Source organism: Xanthomarina sp. GH4-25 (genome assembly GCF_045363175.1).
Classification (GTDB): Bacteria; Bacteroidota; Bacteroidia; order Flavobacteriales; family Flavobacteriaceae; genus Xanthomarina.
The window spans coordinates 216807-236590 of record NZ_JBJFLO010000006.1; the positions used below are offsets into that span (position 1 = coordinate 216807).

A 19784-nucleotide genomic window follows, 5' to 3' on the forward strand; every position below is an offset into this window, starting at 1 on the left:
ATCAGGTAGTTATGTTATTACAGGCTTAGAATCTGGGGTTTACGATTCTATTGTTGTAATGGAAGATATTTCAGGATGTACAGATAATTTAGGTCAAATTATTTTAGATGAGCCAGATTTAGGATTCTCCATTATATCCACAGATTTAACAAGTTGTGAATCAGACGATGGCACAATTACCATTTCAGGTTTAACATCGGGAAACAGTTATACTATTACATACCTTCACAATTCGGTTACAGAAACATTGTTAGTAACAGCAGATGCATCAGGTAATTATGTCCTTATAGGATTAGAATCTGGGGTTTATGATTCTATTGTTGTAACGGAAGATGTTTCAGGATGTACAGATAATTTAGGGCAATTTGATTTAGAATGCTTTAATCAAGAATTAGCATGTTTTAAAACGAAGCTTTTCTTTACGCCTAATGGTGATGGATTTAATGATTATTGGAATTTGATTATAACTTCAAATGCTTGTGAATACATCTTATATATTTTTGATAGGTATGGGAAATTGATAAAAACATTAAGTCCAGAAAATAATAAATGGGATGGAACTTATAGAGGATATAATTTGCCTTCAAATGATTATTGGTATTTAATTGAATATAAAATCAACAATAAAAAACAAACTTATAGTTCTCATTTCGCTTTAAAAAGATAAATTAACATTTATAGACTATAGCGTTGATATTCATTCCTGCACCAACACTAGCAAACATAATCACATCACCTTCGTTAATAGAATGTCCTTCAAGTTCGCCTTGTAATATTAAATCGTATAAAGTTGGAACTGTTGCAACACTTGAGTTTCCTAGTTTATTGATGGTCATTGGCATAATGCCTTTTGGCATATCCATGTTGTAAAGCTTGTAGAATCGTTGAACAATGGCTTCATCCATTTTCTCATTAGCTTGATGAATTAAGATTTTCTTTAAATCTCCAATTTCATAACCACTTTTATCTAGACAAGATTTCATAGCAGCAGGAACGTTGTTTAGAGCAAATTCATATATTTTTCTGCCATACATTTTTATGTATCGACGTTTGTCTGTAATTTCTGGATGGTTTGTTTCTCCAAAATAAATAAAATGAGCTTCATCAAGAGCATAAGTGGCGCTTTCATGAGCAATAATACCACCTTCATTAGAAGTGTCTTCAACAATAACTGCTCCAGCTCCATCACTGTATATCATAGAATCCCTATCGTGTTTATCTACAACTCGAGATAAGGTTTCTGCTCCAATGACCAAACATTTTTTAGCAATTCCAGCTTTAATAAACGCATTTGCTTGAATAACCCCTTCATTCCAACCTGGACAGCCAAATAAAATGTCGTAAGCCACACATTTTGGATTTTTTATTCCAAGAAGATGTTTTACTCTAGAGGCAATACTAGGAACAGTATCACTTTGTTCTGCTTTGTGTTTAACATCGCCATAATTATGACCAACAATAATGTAATCAATCTCTTCTTGATTGATTTTTGAGTTTTCAATTGCCTTTTGAGCAGCAAAGTATGCGATATCTGAAGTGTTTAAATCGCTTTCTACGTAACGTCTCTCGCCAATTCCAGTAATAGCTTTGAATTTTTCAATAATTACTTCATTGTGATGATTTATGGATGAACCATCTTCATTAAGAAATTCATGCTGATGAAAATCTTCATTTTTTTCAATGGTACTCGGAATGTAACTGCCAGTTCCTGTAATTTTTATTGCCATTAGGTTGCTATTAAGTGTTAGGCTTTGCTAAATTAATCATTATTAAATTGTTAATGTATTCATTTTTTAATTATTAGTCAATATTTGTCAAATTCGCATTAATTGAGGCTTATTTTTGTTTTTATATAAAAAAAAAGCCCTCCAAATGAGGACTTTCTAATTTAAGTATTTTAAAAATTAAGCTTCCATGTATTCTTCAATAGGTGCGCAAGTACAAATAAGGTTTCTATCTCCATAAGCGTCATCTACACGTCTAACGCTTGGCCAGAACTTATTTTCTTTTACATATTCTAAAGGAAAAGCTGCAGTTTCTCTACTGTAAGGCATGAGCCATTCAGAAGATGTTAGCATTTCTAAGGTATGTGGTGCATTTTTTAAAACATTGTTATCATCGTCTTTAGATGCCATATCAATTTCTTTTTTTATTGATATCATAGCATCACAAAAACGATCCATTTCAGCTTTGCTTTCGCTTTCTGTTGGCTCAATCATCAAAGTTCCAGCAACTGGAAACGACACTGTTGGTGCATGAAATCCGTAATCCATTAAACGTTTTGCTATGTCTGTTACTTCAATACCATTGGCTTTAAAAGGCCTGCAGTCTACAATCATTTCGTGTGCTGCACGACCACATTCTCCAGAATATAAGGTATCGAACTGACCTTGTAAGCGATGTTTGATGTAATTAGCATTTAAAATAGCAATTTTAGTGGACTGTGTTAAACCTTCAGCGCCTAACATTTTAATGTAGGCATATGAAATTAAACAAACTAATGATGAGCCATAAGGAGCAGCAGATATTGCTGTAATGGCTTGGTCTCCTCCTGTTTTTATGATAGGATTTCCAGGTAAAAAAGGCACTAATTGTTTTGCAACACATATTGGTCCAACTCCAGGACCACCACCACCATGTGGTATGGCAAATGTTTTGTGTAAGTTTAAATGACATACATCTGCGCCAATGTTTCCAGGATTAGTTAATCCTACTTGAGCATTCATATTGGCTCCATCCATATAAACTTGTCCGCCATTATCATGAATTATTTGCGTAATTTCCATAATTGCTGATTCGTAAACACCATGTGTTGATGGGTAGGTTACCATGATACAAGATAAATTGTCTTTGTGCAATTCAGCTTTTTCTCGTAAATCTTCAACATCGATATTTCCTTTTTCAGTAGATTTTGTTACAACTACTTTCATACCAGCCATTACAGCACTTGCAGGATTGGTTCCATGAGCCGAAGATGGAATTAAACAGATGTTTCTATGGTGATCTCCACGGGATTCGTGATAGGCTTTAATAACCATTAATCCGGCAAATTCTCCTTGAGCTCCAGAATTAGGTTGAAGAGATGTAGCCGCAAAACCAGTGATTTCTGTTAACTGATCTTCCAATTCTTTTAAAATGGTTTGATACCCTTGAGCTTGTTCTACAGGGACAAATGGGTGCACACTTCCCCAATTAGGCGAACTTAATGGCAACATTTCGGCAGCTGCATTTAATTTCATGGTACAAGACCCTAATGAAATCATAGAATGATTTAAAGATAAATCTTTGCGTTCTAATTTTTTGATATAACGCATCAATTCTGTTTCAGAATGATGAGAATTGAAAATATCTAAACTTAAGAAATCTGATGTTCTTTGCAAATTTGCAGAAATTAGATTAGATTCTTGAAGGGCTGTGATTTCTATAGTTTCTTTTCCAACAGCTTCTGCAAAAATGGCAATAATCTCGTTAGCATCTTTTAAGTTAGTCGTTTCATTAATTGAAATAGTTACTGTGTTTTTTTCTGGATAATAAAAGTTAACATGATGTTTCTCTGCAATAGTTTTAATTTTTGAAGCCTCAGCTTGAATGCTTAAGGTATCAAAATACGAGGTGTTTGTTTGTGTAAACCCTAATTTTTCTATACTATTAGAGATCGTAGATGCTGTATTGTGTACTTTATTTGCTATAAACTGTAAACCTTTTGGGCCATGATATACGGCGTACATACCAGCCATAACAGCTAACAATACTTGAGCTGTGCAAATGTTTGAAGTTGCTCTGTCTCGTTTAATATGTTGTTCTCTTGTTTGTAAAGCCATACGTAAAGCTCTATTTCCATTGACATCTTTGGTAACACCAATAATACGTCCAGGAATATCCCTTTTATAGGCTTCTTTAGTTGCAAAATATGCTGCATGTGGTCCACCATAACCCATTGGTACACCAAAGCGTTGAGTAGTACCTACTACAACATCTGCTCCAAATTTACCTGGAGCTTCAAGCATTACTAAACTTAAAATATCTGCTGCAACAGCCACTTTAATTTGGGCTTTATTGGCTTTTTCTATAAATGATTTAATGTCTGTTACCTGACCGTTTTTCCCTGGATATTGGAGAATGGCTCCAAAATATTCAGTTGAAAAATCGAAAGTATCTTCATTACCTACAACCAATTCAATACCAATAGGCTTTGCTCTAGTTTCAAGTAATGAAATCGTTTGAGGTAAAATATTTTCTGAAACAAAAAATTTAGTGACATTAGCTTTCTTTTGATCTCTTTCTCTAACAGCAAACAATAAACTCATAGCTTCAGCTGCAGCTGTGCTTTCGTCTAAAAGCGAAGCGTTAGCTAGTTCCATTCCTGTAAGGTCTGTAACCATGGTTTGGAAGTTTAATAAAGCTTCTAAACGACCTTGAGCTATTTCAGCTTGATAAGGTGTGTATGCAGTGTACCAACCTGGATTTTCAAGGATGTTACGTTGAATAACAGGTGGTAATATGGTTGGATGATATCCAAGACCAATATATGTTTTATAGGTCTTATTTAGTTTTGAGAGTTCGTGAATATGTGTTAAATATTCTTGTTCGCTCATTGGCTCACTAAGTTCCAGTGCTTTTTTTAATTTAATACCATCTGGTAATGTTTCAAAAATAAGCTGATTTAAAGAGTCTACACCTATGGCTTTTAACATGAGGTTTTGGTCTTCTTCTCTAGGACCAATGTGACGAAGTGCAAAATTAGTTGTGTTCATTAAAAATGAGTTGTGTTAAGTTTTCGATGTCTCGAAAATGACCGTTTTAATGTGGCTATAAATTAAATAGTAATAGCCCTTTTTTCAAGCGCAAAATTACGCAATAATTCATGTTATTTTGTTAATGAAAACTAAAGTTTTTAACCAGTTATAAAGATTATTAACACTTTGCGTACTTTTGTTTTATGCGTTTTTGGAAACAAATATTTAATTTCTATCTAGACAGTAGTATTCACGTGGCTTTAGCGGTTTTTGCTATGTCATGGGTAACACTCTTAGAGTTTCGTATTCCTTTTGATGGTGTTGTCCTTTACTTTATTTTTTTTGCTTCAATTTCTGGTTATAATTTTGTGAAGTATTTTGGGTTAGCACGTTTTCACCATAGAAGTTTGGCTAATTGGCTTAAATGGATTCAATTGTTTTCGTTGCTTTGTTTTTTACTGATGTGTTATTATGCTTTGCAACTAAAGTTTAAAACCCAAATGGTTATTTTGGTCTTTGGTTTGGTTACTTTTTTATACGCGATTCCTTTTTTGCCTAGTAAAGTGATTTATGACAAACATAAAAACTTAAGGAATATTAGTGGTTTAAAAGTCTATATTATTGCATTGGTTTGGTCTGGAGTAACAGTTGTTTTGCCATTGATAAATAATAACATACCTATCAATGCAGATGTGATTATTACAATTATACAGAGGTTTGTGTTTGTTGTAGTTTTAATGTTGCCATTTGAGATTAGGGACTTAAATTACGATAGTTTGAAATTAGCAACCATTCCACAACAAATAGGAATCAAAAACACAAAAATAATTGGCGTTATATTACTGATGATTTTCTTTTTCTTAGAGTACCTTAAAGATGTAATGAATGCTTATAGCGTAATAATCTTGTTAATAATTATTTTTATAAGTCTATTGTTTTTGGTGTTTTCAACAAAAAAACAAGGAAGCTATTATAGCTCTTTTTTTGTAGAAGGAATCCCTATTTATTGGTTGTTATTAATGATGCTGATTTTCTAATTCTTCTCGAAAAAGGTTTTTTAATTGCTCTTTCTCAGAGTTTTTTAAACAAGTAATTTTTGAAGATTCTACGGCTTTTGAAAGCTTTTTATTCCTTTTAACATAAGCTCTGGTGATCTGACACCAAAGATATCGTAGGTTTAGTTTTAATTTTTCCCAAGGAGTGGCTTCATTATATTGTGCTTTATCGCAAATATGCTTTGCTTCATCACATGATATAAATAAAAAGGATTTATTTTTCATGACTATTTAAACCAGTTTTTTTCCATACATTCTGCCATTGCAATTCTAGCTCTGTGGACAATGACCCAAAGGTTAGACGCAGTGATATTTAATTCATTACAAATTGTTTCAGTTTCTAAACCTTCAATGGTTTTCATTCTAAAAACGGTAGCCTGTTTTTCGGGCAATTTATTTAAACAATCGAATATAGCCTCACCAAGTTCCTCGTTTATTAGAGTTTCTTCAGCTGTTTTATATTGAGAATCTGCAACTCTTTCTTCTAACCAATTACCTTCATCATCATCATCAGACTTGAAATCCATTCGGACTTCAGCTTTCCCTTTTTTTGAATTAATTTTCCTGTAATAATCAATTATTTTTCGTTTTAAAATTGAAACCAACCATGTGCGTTCGCTTGCTTCACCTTTAAAGTTTTTCATCGATTTTAAACTAGCAAAAAAGGTATCCTGAACCAAATCCTTAGCAATTTCCCTATCGTTTACACGAGTTATGGTGAAATTGTATAAGTAATCTGAATAACGGTCAATCCAAGTATTTGGATCTAATTGGTGTTTTGGCATTCTTTAGCTAGCTTTTTTATCAAAAATAGGTAAAATATTTATTTTTCTATTAATCCAGCTCGTTTTAATAATGCATCTGGTTGAGGTTCTTGTCCTCTAAAGCGTTTGTAAAGAATCATTGGGTCTTCTGTTCCTCCTTGAGATAAGACGTAATTTTTAAATTTTGTAGCTACGTCTTTATTGAATATACCTTTTTCTTTAAAATACTCGAAAGCATCTGCATCTAGAACTTCAGCCCATTTGTAACTGTAATAACCAGAACTGTATCCTCCTTGAAAAATATGCGAAAATGCTGTACTCATACAATTTTCTTCCACATCTGGAAATAATTTTGTGTTCTCAAATGCTTTCTTTTCGTGTAACTTTACATTTGTTATAGTTTCTGGAGAATCGCTAGCATGCCAACTCATATCTAATAAACTAAAACTTAATTGACGTAAAGTTTGCATGCCTTCATGAAACGTTGATGATGCTTTAATTTTTTCGATTAAATCCATTGGAATTAGATCTCCTGTTTCGTAATGAGTTGCAAATAACTCCAAAGCTTCTTTTTCGTAACACCAGTTTTCCAACACCTGACTTGGTAATTCTACAAAGTCCCAAAAGACACTAGTTCCAGAAATACTTGGATAAGTTGTGTTTGCCAGCATGCCATGTAGTGCATGTCCAAATTCATGAAATAGCGTAATAACCTCATTAAAGGTTAAAAGTGAAGGTTTGCTTTTTGTGGGTTTTGTAAAGTTGCAAACTATTGAAATGTGAGGACGTGAGTTTTCATTGTTTTTAATGTATTGAGGTTTGTAAGAGGTCATCCAAGCACCATTTCTTTTTCCAGGTCTTGGAAAAAAATCGGCATAAAAAACGGAAATCAATTCGCCTTTTTTATTGGTTACTTTATAGGTCAACACATCTTCGTGATATTTGTCGATGGTAGAAATTTCCTCAAAATGAAGGTCATATAGCTTTTCAGAAACTTTAAAAACACCTTGAATCACGTTTTCAAGTTTAAAATAGGGTTTAAGTTTCTCGTCGTCTAAATTGAAACGTTCTTGTTTTAATTTTTCTGCATAATAAGAACCATCCCATTTTTCTAATCGATCGATTTGGTCTAATTCTTTAGCAAAAGCTTCTAGCTCGTTAAATTCTTTTAAAGCAGCAGGTTTAGCTTTTTCTAGAAGTTCATTTAAAAAAGCTTCTACTTTTGCTGGAGTTTTTGCCATCCGTTCTTCTAAAACAAAATGGGCATGTGTTTTATAACCTAATAAATTAGCTCTTTGATGGCGAAGTTTTACAATTTGCAACACATTTTCTTGATTATCTAATGCGTCATTTTTAAATGCTTTAGTCCCAGATGCGATGGCTAATGTTTTGCGCAATTTTCGATTATTAGCATAGGTCATAAATGGAATATAACTAGGGTAATCCAAGGTAATTAACCAACCTTTTTTGTCTTTAGATTCTGCTAATTGTTGAGCAGCTTCTTTAGCGCCTTCAGGTAAACCAGATAAGTCTTTTTCGTTTGTGATTAGCATTTCAAATTTATTGGTTTCAGCGAGAATGTTTTCGCCAAATTTTAATTTGAGTTTGCTTAATTCCTTATCAATTTTTCTAAGTTGAAGTTTTTTAGCTTCAGGTAGATTAGCACCATTTCTAGAGAACCCTTTATATTTTTTGTCTAATAATGTGTGTTGTTCTGTCGTTAAGTTTAAGGTGTTTCTTTCTTGATAAACAGTTTTAATACGTGCAAATAGTTCTTCATTTAAAGTAATATCATTGCTGAATTCAGATAAAAGCGGTGACACTTCCTGAGCGATTTTTTGGATATCTTCGTTGGTTTCTGCTGAATTTAAATTAAAAAAGATACTTGAAATTCTGTCAAGTTCTTCCCCAGAAAAATCTAGAGCTTCAACTGTGTTTTTAAAAGTTGCTTTTTCAGAATTATTTGTAATAGCATCTATTTCATTTTTTGCTTTTTCTATCGCTTTTATAAAAGCAGGTAAAAAGTGCTCATTTTTTATTTTTGAAAAAGGAGCAGTATGAAACTGTGTATCAAATGGTTTGTTAAGGATATTCATTTATTAATGGCATCTGTCAAAAAATCTATGTCCTACTTTTCTTACTAAGAGTTTGATTTTCTGATAATTAACGTTATTTTAAGAGTTTATTTGAATTTAAATTCTACTTTTGCATCAGATTTTTCATGAGAGTTTTAAGTGACTCTTTTAAATAATTGATTAATAGCGTTTAAAACCCTGACTGTAGTTGGGGTTTTTTATTTTAAGTCTTTTGCAGACTCAATCACTTTTGCTTTTAATCCTTCTTTATAATGTATAATTTTGTCTAAAACAGAACAGTCTGAGCTTCCAATAATCTGAGCTGCTAAAATACCTGCATTTTTTGCACCGTTAAGAGCTACTGTAGCCACAGGGACACCTCCTGGCATTTGTAAAATGGATAAAACAGAATCCCAACCATCTATAGAATTACTGCTTTTTACAGGAACTCCAATAACAGGAAGTGGAGATAAAGATGCTATCATTCCTGGTAAATGTGCTGCTCCACCAGCTCCAGCAATAATGACTGAAAATCCACGTGTATGTGCATGTTTTCCATAATCGAACAATTTTTCTGGTGTTCTATGTGCCGAAACAATATCTACTTCCACATCAATTTTAAAATCTTTTAAAATATCTATGGCTTCTTGCATAACTGGAAGGTCGCTTTTGCTTCCCATAATAATTCCTACTTTGCTCATAATTATTTGCTTATAACTTTAATGGTGTTTTTAACTTTTTCGGCAATATTTCGTGCTTCATTTAAATCCTTATTAACGATGGTAACATGACCCATTTTTCTGAAAGGTCTGGTTTGTTTTTTACCGTAGATATGTGGTGTTACTCCTGGCATTTTCATAATGTCATCAATATTTTGGTAAACCACAGGTCCAGTGTAGCCTTCAGCACCAACCAAATTTACCATTATCCCTCCAACTTGGCTGTCGGTTTTTCCTAACGGTAAATTTAAAATGGCTCTTAAGTGTTGCTCAAATTGCGAGGTATAACTTGATTCAATGGTGTGATGCCCAGAATTATGAGGTCTTGGAGCTACTTCGTTAACTAAAATATCATCATTTTCTGTTTGAAACATTTCAACGGCTAAAAGACCAACATGATTAAATGCCTGAGAAACCTTTAAGGCTGTTTCTTTAGCTTTTTCAGCTACTTTATGGTCTATTCTTGCTGGACAAATAACATACTCTACTTGGTTAGCTTCTGGATGAAATTCCATTTCAACTACAGGGTAAACCGCAACCTCACCATCAGGATTTCTTGCAACAATTACTGCCAATTCGTTTTTAAAAGGAATTAGGTTTTCGGTAATACATTCAACATTTGGTAGCTCTTTTAAATCGGCTTCTGTTCTAACAATTTTTACCCCATTGCCGTCATATCCAAACTGTGCGCTTTTCCAAACAAAAGGAAATTTTAATCCACCATTGTGTATTGCATCTTTTATTTCGGAAGGATAAGCAAATCGGGAGAATTCTGCCGTTGGAATGTCGTGATCTCTATAAAATAGTTTTTGGGTTGCTTTATTTTGAATGGTTTTCAATGTTTTAGATGAAGGGAACACTTTCACTCCTTCTTTTTCTAGAGCTTCTAGAGCATTGGTATTTACGTTTTCAATTTCAAATGTTAGCACATCTACATTCTTACCAAAATTGTAAACAGCATCAAAATCCATTAAATCTCCTAAATGAAACTCATTACAAGCTATTTTGCAAGGTGCTTCATTGTTTGCTTCTAAAACAGTTGTGTAAATGTCGAATTTTCTAGTATCATAAAGTAACATTTTACCTAACTGTCCACCACCTAGTATGCCTAATTTAAATTTTGAAGAAAAGTAATTCATATGTTTTTTAGTTTAAACTAATTCCAGGTGTAGGAAAGTTGATTGTTCGATTGAAAGCAAAGATAAATAGACCTATTAAAATATAAACTTATTTTTTTATAAAACTTATTTTATTTATATTTAAAATAATAACTTAAAATATTTATTATGATGAAAAAAATACTTTTTTTGATGAGTTTTATGGTGTTGCCCATGTTAAGTCAAGCTCAATTTCTTGAAGATTTTGAAGGTGGTGAAACCATACCCGCAGGTTGGTCTGTAATAGACGGTGGAGATGCTAGTAATACCTGGGATGTTATTGATTTGTCAGCTTCCGAGCTTACTGCTCATAGTGGAACAAATATTGCTTATATAATTTATGGTAGTACTCCTCACGATGATTATTTAATTTCGCCACAGGTAACTGTGACTGCAGGCGTTTCAGATTTTCTAATTTTTTGGGCAAGGAGTAGAGACCCATTATATCCTGAATCTATTAGTGTAAAACTATCGACTTCAGGTAATTCTGCTTCCGATTTTACAGTTACGTTGGATGCTAATGTTGCTCCAGCTAGTGGCCCTGATTTTTATAAATATCAGTACGATTTAACTGATTATGTGGGAGAAACAATCTATATCGGTTTTCACTCAACTACAAACGATATGTTTGCTTTTGATTTAGATGATGTCCAGGTTACTTTTATTCCATCTTGTTTGGAGCCAGCTAATCCTGTTGTCGATGCAGTGACTACAACTACAGCAGATTTGTCATGGACTTCTGATGTTGGAGATTTTGAAGTTGAATATGGTGCTCCAGGATTTAGTATTGGCTCTGGTACATCTGCTCCTGCTATAATAGGTGCAGTTTCAACAACTCTAACAGGTTTAACACCTAATACACCTTATGAGTATTATGTTAGAAAAGATTGTGGCAATTCTGATTATAGTGTTTGGGTAGGACCAATTGCTTTCAATACACCTTGCGAAGCAAACACAGCATTTCCTGTTGAAGAAGGATTTGAAAGTGGTGTACTTCCTGTGTGTTGGAGTAACGAAACAGTTGTAGGTTCTACAGTATGGACATTCGTTTCTCAAAATGGAAATGGTACAATTACACCAAGAACGGGTAACACTATGGCAGAGTTTAGAACAAGTACTACAGGAGCAAAAACGAAATTAGTGTCACAGCCTTTAGATTTATCTAGTGCTACAAATCCAGAATTGGAATTTTATTATGCCAATGTAAATTGGGTAGGTGATATTGATGAGTTACGTGTTTTTTATAAAACTGATGCTTCTCAACCATGGGTGCAAATAGGGACAGATTATCTTGCTGAACAAACTCAATGGACAAATGTTACTTTAACATTGCCAAATCCATCTGCGACTTATTATGTTGCTTTTGAAGGTACTTCAAATTGGGCAAGAGGATTGAATGTGGATGATGTTACTATTAGACTAGCACCACTATCGGTTGAAGATTTTAGTATAACGGAATTATCTTATTATCCAAACCCGGTTAAAAACACATTTTATATTTCTCATTCTTCTCAAATAACGTCTGTTGAAGTTTATGATTTATTAGGAAAGAAGGTTCTGGAAAGTAATAACCATCAAGGCACTTCAATTCAAATAGATATGAGTGGAGTTGCAACTGGAAGTTATATTGCTAAAATATACAGTGGTAATAATTTTCAAACAATTAAAATCCAGAAACAGTAATTTAATTGTAATATTTTTATACAAAAAAAGGGCACCTTAATAAGATGTCCTTTTTTTGTATAAAAATATTACATAAATCCTTAGACCAGTGGTTTTTTTAAAACTTAATACCCAACAAAATATTCAAGAATTCGTATAACCTTAATCAAATGATTATCTTTGCATTTCTAAAAAAAAAATATAACAAGTGGTTAAGCTTCACGATTTACAATTTAAGCCTTTTATTTCTGAAGAAGAAATTCAATCGACAGTACAACGTTTGGCAAATGAGATAGCTAGTGAATTAAAAGACGAAGTGCCTGTGTTTATAGGCATCTTGAATGGGTCTTTTATGTTTGTTAGCGATTTTGTTAAAAAATATCCAAAACCTTGCGAAGTTACTTTTATTAAATTAGCTTCTTATGAAGGTGTGAAATCTACAGAGGATATTCAACGATTAATTGGGTTAACACAAGATTTAAGTGGTAGAACAGTCGTTATTTTAGAAGATATTATAGATTCTGGAAATACCCTAGAAGAAGTTCATAGAATTTTTAAAAATGAAAACGTTAAACAATTAATTATTGCCACTTTATTTTATAAACCAGCAGCTTATAAAAAAGATTATAAATTACATTATATAGGTATTGAAATTCCAAATAAATTTATAGTAGGCTATGGATTAGACTACAATGGGTTAGGTAGAGATTTACCATCTGTATATCAATTAAAAACAACACAACATATGACTAACATAGTACTATTTGGCCCTCCAGGTGCTGGAAAAGGAACACAAGCAAACTTTTTAAAAGAAAAATATCAATTAATCCATATTTCAACTGGTGATGTGTTTCGTTTTAATATTAAAAATGAAACGGCTCTTGGAATGATTGCTAAATCTTATATGGATAAAGGCGAGCTAGTACCAGATCAAGTTACTATAGATATGTTGAATGCTGAAGTTGAGAAAAATGCCGATGCCAATGGTTTTATTTTTGATGGTTTTCCTAGAACAAATGCACAAGCGGATGCATTAGATAAATTAATGGACAGCAAAGATTCTCAAATTGATGCCATGGTTGCTCTAGAAGTTCCAGACGAAGTTTTAGTGGAACGTTTGTTAGAACGAGGAAAAACAAGTGGGCGTCGTGATGATGCTGATGAAGGTATTATTAGAAATAGAATTAAAGAATACTACAATAAAACAGCAATTCTAAAAGACTATTATTCTGCTCAAAATAAATATTATGGAGTAGATGGTGTAGGAAGTATAGAAGATATTACTAATCGATTAAGTTCTGTAATAGATAAATTATAATAACTTTTTCTTGATGTTTAAACTGAACTTGAAAAGTATAAAGGAAGAAAAATAAAAGTAAAAGTTTCATTAAATACAATCCCTATTTGACTGGGAAAATGCTATGACTGAGGGAAATTTTGTAGACTACGTTAAACTTCATGTATCTTCTGGAAAAGGAGGTAAGGGTTCTATGCACTTACATCGTGAAAAATTTATTGAAAAAGGTGGTCCAGATGGTGGAGATGGTGGACGTGGAGGTCATGTAATTATGAGAGGTAATCCTAATTTATGGACACTTTACACCTATAAATTTAAACGACATTTTAGAGCTGGACATGGAGAACATGGAAGTAAAAGTAGAAGTACTGGAGCAGATGGTCAGGATGTCTATATGGATGTCCCTTTAGGAACTATTGTTAGAGACAGAGAATCCAACGAGATTATTTTTGAAATTACTGAAGTTGGAGAAGAAAAAATAATCGCCAAAGGTGGCATGGGTGGACGTGGTAACTGGCATTTTAAAACACCTACAAATCAAACTCCAAGATATGCACAGCCAGGAACCCCTGGTGAAGAATTAGATATTATTTTAGAACTTAAAGTATTAGCTGATGTTGGTCTGGTAGGATTCCCTAATGCAGGAAAATCAACGCTGCTTTCTGTAGTAAGTGCTGCAAAGCCTAAAATTGCTGACTACGAGTTTACGACCTTAAAACCAAATTTAGGTATCGTAGAATATCGTGAGTTTAAAAGTTTTGTTATGGCAGATATCCCAGGAATTATTGAAGGTGCTGCCGAAGGTAAAGGGTTAGGCCATTACTTTTTGAGACATATTGAGCGTAATTCTGTTTTGTTATTTTTAATTCCTGCAGATGCAGACGATATTAGAAAACAATACGATATTCTGCTTGATGAATTAAAACGATATAATCCAGAAATTCTTGATAAAGAACGTTTTATTGCTATTTCTAAAAGCGATATGTTAGACGACGAATTAAAAGCAGAACTTAAAGTAGAACTTGATAAAACTCTACCAGTTGAATATATGTTTATCTCTTCAGTAGCACAACAAGGCCTTACCGAATTAAAAGATAAACTCTGGAAGATGCTGAATGTGTAGATCCTTATGAAACAACGAATAAAAAGCATTGTTGAAATAAATGATAATAAGGCTAGTAAAGTCTTTGCTATTTTTATTCAAGTACTAATTTTAATTTCTATAGTCACTTTTACTATAGAAACCTTACCCAACTTAAAACCTAGAACCCGATCCATTTTGTATGTTATCGAGGTTTTTAGTGTTATTGTTTTTACTCTTGAATACCTCATGCGTATTTATGTTAGTGACAAAAAACTAAAATTTATTTTTAGTTTTTTTGGCATTATAGATTTACTTGCCATCTTACCATTTTATTTAAGTTTTGGTGTCGATTTACGTTCGTTAAGAGCTTTGCGTTTTTTAAGACTTTTCAGGATCTTAAAATTAGTGCGTTACAATCGTGCAATGAACCATTTTACAACGGCTATAAAATCTGCTAAAGAAGAAATACTCCTATTTCTTTTTATTACTTTAATCTTAATTTATTTTGCTGCTGTGGGTATTTATTATTTCGAAAATGAAGCGCAACCAGAACATTTTTCATCAATATTCGACAGTCTGTGGTGGGCTATTGTAACGCTAACAACTGTTGGGTATGGTGATGTTTATCCAATTACAGTAGGAGGGAAAGTGTTTACTTTTTTTATACTATTAATTGGGCTAGGAATTGTGGCTATTCCTACAGGAATTATTTCTTCTGCATTAACAAAATCTGTAGATCATAATGAAACAGAGAAATAATTCTTAAAACGTTTAAAGAGGATTTCTTATCTTTAAAAGAAAAATGAAAAAGTTAGCCTCAATATTTTTTCTGTTTATTTGCTTATCCTGTGGTGTTACCGTTAATTACGATTACGAAAAAACCACTGACTTTTCCAAATACAAATCATACAGTTATTTCACGAACATGGATACAGGTTTGAGTGAATTTGATGCCAAGCGCTTGTTTAAAGCCTTAGATGATGCTATGGCGTTAAAAGGAATGACACTCTTAGAAGATTCTGATTTTATCATAAATATTAAAAGCGCAACCTTCCAAGAAGTACAAAGTCGATCGTCCGTAGGTGTTGGCGTTGGAGGAGGTGGAGGCAATGTTGGAGGAGGTGTCTCGGTAGGGATTCCTATTGGTCAGGCCAACATGTCTCGACAAATAACATTCGAATTTGTCGATGCGAATACCAATCAATTATTTTGGCAAGCCATCAGTAGTGAAACAGATATTCCAAGAGACTATCCTGAAGAACGTGAAGCCAAGTTTAAACAAATAGTTACTAAAGTTCTAGAAGGATTTCCTCCAAAAAAATGACAACAACTTTATCATTTTCATAACATTTCAAAATGCCAAAGCGCTATTTCGTTTTGTAACTTTGGGTTCATTTAAAAATTTACTTCATGGAAACATTACAAAATAAAGTGGCTTTAATCACTGGAGGCACTAAAGGAATAGGTTATGGAATTGCTCAATCACTAATTAATCAGAGAGTTAATGTTGCAATAACTAGTAGAAGCTTGGATGCTGCAGAAGAGGCTGCTAAACAATTAAATCTATATTCTAAAACATCTGCTAAAGCAGTGGGTTTGAAAGCCGATGTTCGTAGTTTAGAGAGTCAGAAACAAGCTGTAAAACAGGTTAAATATCAGTTTGGGAAATTAGACATAGTAATTGCTAATGCAGGTTTAGGTCATTTTGGAAGTATTGAAGACTTAACTAAAGAGCAATGGGATGAAACAATTGACACCAATTTAACTGGTGTATTTAATTCTATAAAAGCTAGTATAGATGCGTTAAAAGAAACCAAAGGTTACTATATCACTATTTCAAGTTTAGCAGGCACTAACTTCTTTGCTGGTGGTTCAGCTTATAACGCCAGTAAATTTGGTGTTACTGGATTTACTCAAGCAGTTATGTTAGATTTAAGACAATATGGAGTCAAAGTTAGTACCATTATGCCTGGTTCGGTTTCTACATATTTTAATGGCAATGAACCCGATGAAAGCGATGCTTGGAAAATTCAAATTGAAGATATTGGAGAACTGGTAGTCGATTTATTAAAAATGAATCCAAGAACCCTACCAAGTAAAATTGAAGTAAGACCTAGCAAAACATCTAATAAGTAAGTTGCAAGTCGTTTAGAGTTAAGTCTCTGTTAAATAGAAACATGTTTTAGTTTGCATTGCGTTAATTTGAAAAACTAAAACCAACTAAAAACATGAGAACACTAGGGAGACTACTTGCATTATTTGTAATTTCAATCACAACTCAGGCACAAAACATAATTGGCCCTCAAGAAGGATTTACACCTGAAATAGGAACCATGGTGTCCATGCTTAACGATTTAAGTAACCGCGTAGAATACACAGTTAAAGATTTGAACACTGAAGAATTAGATTTCTTAATGGACGACAATGCCAATAGAATTGGCTCTTTAATCATGCATTTGGCTGCAACCGAAGCTTTTTATCAAGTTTATACATTTGAAAACAGAGAATTTAACAAATCAGAAGCGAAACAATGGCAAGTAGCCATGAGTCTTGGTGATGAAGCTCGGGAAACATACCAAGGACATGATGTCAATTATTATTTAGATATCTATAAATCCGTTAGACAGAAAACTATAAACTTGATGAAAGAGAAGGACGATGCTTGGTTTGCTAGTGTGCCAGAAGGTTATAATATGAATAATCATTGGGCTTGGTTTCACGTAATGGAACATCAATCAAGTCATTTAGGACAAATCTTATTACTTAAAAAACGACTCCCAAAACAATAAATAAAACGAAGCTTTATAATTTTACTTATTTTACTTTTTAACTAGCTTCTTATTGGCTATTAGCACTTTGTCTGAATAAAACTTAATTAGGTAAACTCCTGAATTAAACTGACTGATATCAATGACTGATGTTTCATTATTAAAAAAATTAGTTGTCATTAGCTTTTTACCATCTAAGCTGAAAATTTCTACAGATAAGTGAGACCCTAAAGAGCTTTTAGAAGTGAAATTCACAAGGTCTTGCGTAGGGTTTGGAAACATGTTAATGCTAATATTGTTTTGTTCGCTAGTAATTTCAGCAATACCTATTGTTGATGAATTTATAGTCCAATTTACCATATAAGCATGTATGGTTTCATGATTATCGATTCTTTGTAGGCTTGTATTGTCTGTAACTACAACGGTTAAATTATTATCACCTTCAATCAAATCAGATTCCAGAATATTAACAACATCAACATTTGAAGCGACGTTATTAGAGTTTAGAGACCATGAACTTTCTAAAGTGTTTGGAAAGGGTTGAACTAGAGATAAACTAAATTCAATAGGAAAACTAGGATCTTGAATAGAACTGTTTTCTGGAAGATAAGAATCGATTGGCGAAACAAGATCGTGAATTTTTTCAATGATGCCTTGTGTGCAAACTGAACAAAAATCATTTCCTAAAATACGCATTTTGCAACTTTGATGTGGTCTATACCAATCTTTAGCAACTCCAGATGTTCCATAAGCATATATGCCAATTCCGTTAGCATTTATCCAGTTGGTCCATTTTACCAAATTAGGATCTGTTTCTTGAGTCATGTTGATGCCTTCCTCTACCCAAAAGTCTCCAGGATAATATTCATCTTTTAAATCTACTAAAGAATGTCCCATTTCATGAATGGCAATTTCGCTGGAACTTGTATGTGTTGAAGCTATTGGAAATTCACCACCACTTCCACCATAATAAGGAGAATTAACAAGAATAAGACCTTGATCGTAGAGAGGGAAATTATCTTGTAAAACACTCATAATGGTCGCAGAATTCTCTGTATATAAGGATCTATGATACCCATAACTGTCGAAACTAGTTCCAAAATAGTTGTCAACGGTTGCTACAGGAACGTTATAACTTGCTTCATCGGTTGCAGTGCCAGGATGACTAGCTCCACTTTCGTTTGAAGGTACTTTTATTATATATACATTAAAAAAATTGGTGTATTCAGAAAATGGCGATTGGCTAAACATGTCCGTTACAATGGCATTCGCATCGATTACAAATTGTGGAAATTCACTAGTTTGATAACCATCACTCATAATCACGATATTAATTCTTTTATCAATATCTCCAGTAAATTTTATGTTTTCAACTTCAAATACTTGTGAAAATGAAATTTGAAAAGTAATTACAGTAATAATAAAAAGTAATGTGCGTTTCATATAATTACAATTTGGTTGTGATTATTTTTTTTAATGTTTTGCCTGATGTTTTCTCACTAATTTCTATAAACCTGGTGTTAGCAAAATAAGGAGCTCTAATAACAAATTGGGTACTATCCATCTCAAATATTTTTTTCTCTAAATTACCAGAATTATTTACAAACTCCACTAATTTTTTGAGAGGGTTTTTTATATGTACAATTTGTAATATGTTCTTGTTTTTATCTAAAAAAGAGCATTCTAAATCACCCATTGTTTGGTTCTGATTATTATTCGAAAAACCTTTAATTTTTCCATTTACAATTTTTAGTTTTTCGAATATAATTTCTGTTTCCTTTTCTGTGTTTTTTTTAATATTATAAGTTAAGAACACGATTTTTGGTGTTTCTTTTTTTTTATTAGCTAAATCGTTACTACTAGCGCACGAATGTATTAGAAATAAAACAGTTAATAATTTCAATGGATTTTTCACTCAAAACCTAATATAGATTAATGCCGTAAAGTTAATAATTAAAGTGCGAATGAGATGTATAAATAAAAAAAGAGGCTTTTAAGAAGCCTCTTTTTTAAAATATGTATGTAATTAATGAAGCAAATCTTTATATCGATCTCTATAACCATAGATAGCAATGATATTCAGGATTAATAAAACTACAGCTCCTGCAATGTTATCTGGATCTAAAGTAGCATGAAAAAGGACTGCGTTAATGGAAATACTCATAAGTATTAATGCCATCAAGGCGCCAAATTTATTAAGTAAGAGAGCTATTCCAGCAGTAATCTCTACAATGCCGACTAACATTAGTGTTTTAGAGCTTGCTAAAGCACCAAAATAGGCTCCTGCATCTCCTGTTGGTGGATCCATTGGAATAAAATTAAAAAACTTATTTAATCCGAAGACTAAGATAAAAACACCCAAGAGTATTCTTAAAACCATAATGACTTTTGAATTCATAATATTTTGATTATTAGTTAGTAATACAATTTAGGAAATAATTATTTCGCTAATATGAAACTTTTGTCG

Annotated in this window: 19 protein-coding genes; 9 read left to right on the top strand and 10 right to left on the bottom strand. The window is 32.8% G+C overall.

Annotated elements, in window-relative coordinates:
- The coding region (locus ACI5KZ_RS10675; protein WP_406847623.1) for a T9SS type B sorting domain-containing protein at positions 1–667 on the top strand (667 nt) is incomplete at its 5' end.
- Position 668: 1 nt separating this feature from the next.
- On the opposite strand, the gene ACI5KZ_RS10680 is transcribed toward ACI5KZ_RS10675, so the two are convergent.
- Together ACI5KZ_RS10680 and gcvP are read right to left on the bottom strand one after the other, a co-directional pair.
- Positions 669–1727, bottom strand: coding sequence for a 3-oxoacyl-ACP synthase III family protein (locus ACI5KZ_RS10680; protein ID WP_406847624.1), 1059 nt, complete (start codon positions 1725–1727; stop codon positions 669–671).
- A 177-nt stretch (positions 1728–1904) separates the two neighbouring features.
- Positions 1905–4754 carry an aminomethyl-transferring glycine dehydrogenase gene (gcvP, locus tag ACI5KZ_RS10685; RefSeq protein WP_406847625.1) on the bottom strand — a complete coding sequence of 950 codons (2850 nt, stop codon included), beginning with the start codon at positions 4752–4754 and terminating at the stop codon, positions 1905–1907.
- Between the two features lie 185 nt (positions 4755–4939).
- On the opposite strand from gcvP, the gene ACI5KZ_RS10690 reads away from it, so the two are divergent.
- Positions 4940–5773, top strand: coding sequence for a hypothetical protein (locus ACI5KZ_RS10690; RefSeq protein WP_406847626.1), 834 nt, complete (start codon positions 4940–4942; stop codon positions 5771–5773).
- Here the strand turns inward: ACI5KZ_RS10690 and ACI5KZ_RS10695 are convergent.
- The 5 genes from ACI5KZ_RS10695 to ACI5KZ_RS10715 form a co-directional block, all read right to left on the bottom strand.
- On the bottom strand, positions 5753–6016 hold the full coding sequence (locus tag ACI5KZ_RS10695) for a hypothetical protein (protein ID WP_109308631.1): 264 nt from the start codon (positions 6014–6016) through the stop codon (positions 5753–5755). The two genes, ACI5KZ_RS10690 and ACI5KZ_RS10695, sit on opposite strands and share 21 nt — an antisense overlap.
- A 2-nt stretch (positions 6017–6018) precedes the next feature.
- A complete protein-coding gene (locus tag ACI5KZ_RS10700) occupies positions 6019–6576 on the bottom strand; it encodes a sigma-70 family RNA polymerase sigma factor (protein ID WP_109308632.1) in 558 nt (185 codons plus the stop codon).
- 38 nt (positions 6577–6614) lie between these two features.
- Complete coding sequence (locus tag ACI5KZ_RS10705) at positions 6615–8651, bottom strand: M3 family metallopeptidase (RefSeq protein ID WP_406847627.1); 2037 nt, start codon at positions 8649–8651, stop codon at positions 6615–6617.
- 197 nt (positions 8652–8848) lie between these two features.
- Entirely contained in the window at positions 8849–9331 is a 483-nt protein-coding gene (purE, locus tag ACI5KZ_RS10710; protein ID WP_109308634.1) for a 5-(carboxyamino)imidazole ribonucleotide mutase, read from the bottom strand.
- 2 nt (positions 9332–9333) lie between these two features.
- Positions 9334–10488, bottom strand: coding sequence for a 5-(carboxyamino)imidazole ribonucleotide synthase (locus tag ACI5KZ_RS10715; protein WP_406847628.1), 1155 nt, complete (start codon positions 10486–10488; stop codon positions 9334–9336).
- A 147-nt stretch (positions 10489–10635) separates the two neighbouring features.
- On the opposite strand from ACI5KZ_RS10715, the gene ACI5KZ_RS10720 reads away from it, so the two are divergent.
- From ACI5KZ_RS10720 to ACI5KZ_RS10750, 7 genes are all read left to right on the top strand, one after another.
- A complete protein-coding gene (locus ACI5KZ_RS10720) occupies positions 10636–12189 on the top strand; it encodes a choice-of-anchor J domain-containing protein (protein WP_406847629.1) in 1554 nt (517 codons plus the stop codon).
- Positions 12190–12376: 187 nt separating this feature from the next.
- Positions 12377–13486 (top strand): adenylate kinase, encoded by a 1110-nt coding sequence (locus ACI5KZ_RS10725; RefSeq protein ID WP_109308637.1) that lies wholly within the window; start codon positions 12377–12379, stop codon positions 13484–13486.
- Between the two features lie 103 nt (positions 13487–13589).
- Positions 13590–14588, top strand: a complete 999-nt coding sequence (gene obgE, locus ACI5KZ_RS10730; protein WP_109308638.1) for a GTPase ObgE — start codon at positions 13590–13592, stop codon at positions 14586–14588.
- Between the two features lie 6 nt (positions 14589–14594).
- Positions 14595–15308 carry an ion transporter gene (locus ACI5KZ_RS10735; RefSeq protein ID WP_406847630.1) on the top strand — a complete coding sequence of 238 codons (714 nt, stop codon included), beginning with the start codon at positions 14595–14597 and terminating at the stop codon, positions 15306–15308.
- Positions 15309–15351: 43 nt separating this feature from the next.
- Complete coding sequence (locus tag ACI5KZ_RS10740; RefSeq protein ID WP_406847631.1) at positions 15352–15873, top strand: DUF4136 domain-containing protein; 522 nt, start codon at positions 15352–15354, stop codon at positions 15871–15873.
- An 86-nt stretch (positions 15874–15959) separates the two neighbouring features.
- Positions 15960–16685 carry an SDR family oxidoreductase gene (locus ACI5KZ_RS10745; protein WP_406847632.1) on the top strand — a complete coding sequence of 242 codons (726 nt, stop codon included), beginning with the start codon at positions 15960–15962 and terminating at the stop codon, positions 16683–16685.
- A 92-nt stretch (positions 16686–16777) separates the two neighbouring features.
- Entirely contained in the window at positions 16778–17338 is a 561-nt protein-coding gene (locus ACI5KZ_RS10750) for a DUF664 domain-containing protein (RefSeq protein ID WP_406847633.1), read from the top strand.
- 30 nt (positions 17339–17368) lie between these two features.
- On the opposite strand, the gene ACI5KZ_RS10755 is transcribed toward ACI5KZ_RS10750, so the two are convergent.
- The 3 genes from ACI5KZ_RS10755 to ACI5KZ_RS10765 all read right to left on the bottom strand — a co-directional run bounded on the left by ACI5KZ_RS10755 (position 17369) and on the right by ACI5KZ_RS10765 (position 19715).
- The gene (locus tag ACI5KZ_RS10755; protein ID WP_406847634.1) at positions 17369–18760 is read right to left on the bottom strand and encodes a M64 family metallopeptidase; all 1392 of its coding nucleotides are present in this window, start codon (positions 18758–18760) and stop codon (positions 17369–17371) included.
- A gap of 4 nt (positions 18761–18764) precedes the next feature.
- Positions 18765–19220, bottom strand: coding sequence for a hypothetical protein (locus tag ACI5KZ_RS10760; RefSeq protein WP_406847635.1), 456 nt, complete (start codon positions 19218–19220; stop codon positions 18765–18767).
- Between the two features lie 123 nt (positions 19221–19343).
- Positions 19344–19715, bottom strand: a complete 372-nt coding sequence (locus ACI5KZ_RS10765) for a DoxX family membrane protein (protein ID WP_109308645.1) — start codon at positions 19713–19715, stop codon at positions 19344–19346.
- Between the last annotated feature and the right edge of the window lie 69 nt (positions 19716–19784).

What these genes read in the sequence shown, in the direction of transcription:
- ACI5KZ_RS10720 (WP_406847629.1), top strand. Translation starts at nt 10,636, where the DNA reads ATGATGAAAAAAATACTTTTTTTGATGAGTTTTATGGTGTTGCCCATG.
- ACI5KZ_RS10740 (WP_406847631.1), top strand. Translation starts at nt 15,352, where the DNA reads ATGAAAAAGTTAGCCTCAATATTTTTTCTGTTTATTTGCTTATCCTGT.
- ACI5KZ_RS10765 (WP_109308645.1), bottom strand. Translation starts at nt 19,715, where the DNA reads ATGAATTCAAAAGTCATTATGGTTTTAAGAATACTCTTGGGTGTTTTT.
- ACI5KZ_RS10695 (WP_109308631.1), bottom strand. Translation starts at nt 6,016, where the DNA reads ATGAAAAATAAATCCTTTTTATTTATATCATGTGATGAAGCAAAGCAT.
- ACI5KZ_RS10680 (WP_406847624.1), bottom strand. Translation starts at nt 1,727, where the DNA reads ATGGCAATAAAAATTACAGGAACTGGCAGTTACATTCCGAGTACCATT.
- ACI5KZ_RS10750 (WP_406847633.1), top strand. Translation starts at nt 16,778, where the DNA reads ATGAGAACACTAGGGAGACTACTTGCATTATTTGTAATTTCAATCACA.
- ACI5KZ_RS10705 (WP_406847627.1), bottom strand. Translation starts at nt 8,651, where the DNA reads ATGAATATCCTTAACAAACCATTTGATACACAGTTTCATACTGCTCCT.
- ACI5KZ_RS10700 (WP_109308632.1), bottom strand. Translation starts at nt 6,576, where the DNA reads ATGCCAAAACACCAATTAGATCCAAATACTTGGATTGACCGTTATTCA.
- ACI5KZ_RS10745 (WP_406847632.1), top strand. Translation starts at nt 15,960, where the DNA reads ATGGAAACATTACAAAATAAAGTGGCTTTAATCACTGGAGGCACTAAA.
- purE (WP_109308634.1), bottom strand. Translation starts at nt 9,331, where the DNA reads ATGAGCAAAGTAGGAATTATTATGGGAAGCAAAAGCGACCTTCCAGTT.
- obgE (WP_109308638.1), top strand. Translation starts at nt 13,590, where the DNA reads ATGACTGAGGGAAATTTTGTAGACTACGTTAAACTTCATGTATCTTCT.
- gcvP (WP_406847625.1), bottom strand. Translation starts at nt 4,754, where the DNA reads ATGAACACAACTAATTTTGCACTTCGTCACATTGGTCCTAGAGAAGAA.
- ACI5KZ_RS10690 (WP_406847626.1), top strand. Translation starts at nt 4,940, where the DNA reads ATGCGTTTTTGGAAACAAATATTTAATTTCTATCTAGACAGTAGTATT.
- ACI5KZ_RS10755 (WP_406847634.1), bottom strand. Translation starts at nt 18,760, where the DNA reads ATGAAACGCACATTACTTTTTATTATTACTGTAATTACTTTTCAAATT.
- ACI5KZ_RS10735 (WP_406847630.1), top strand. Translation starts at nt 14,595, where the DNA reads ATGAAACAACGAATAAAAAGCATTGTTGAAATAAATGATAATAAGGCT.
- ACI5KZ_RS10715 (WP_406847628.1), bottom strand. Translation starts at nt 10,488, where the DNA reads ATGAATTACTTTTCTTCAAAATTTAAATTAGGCATACTAGGTGGTGGA.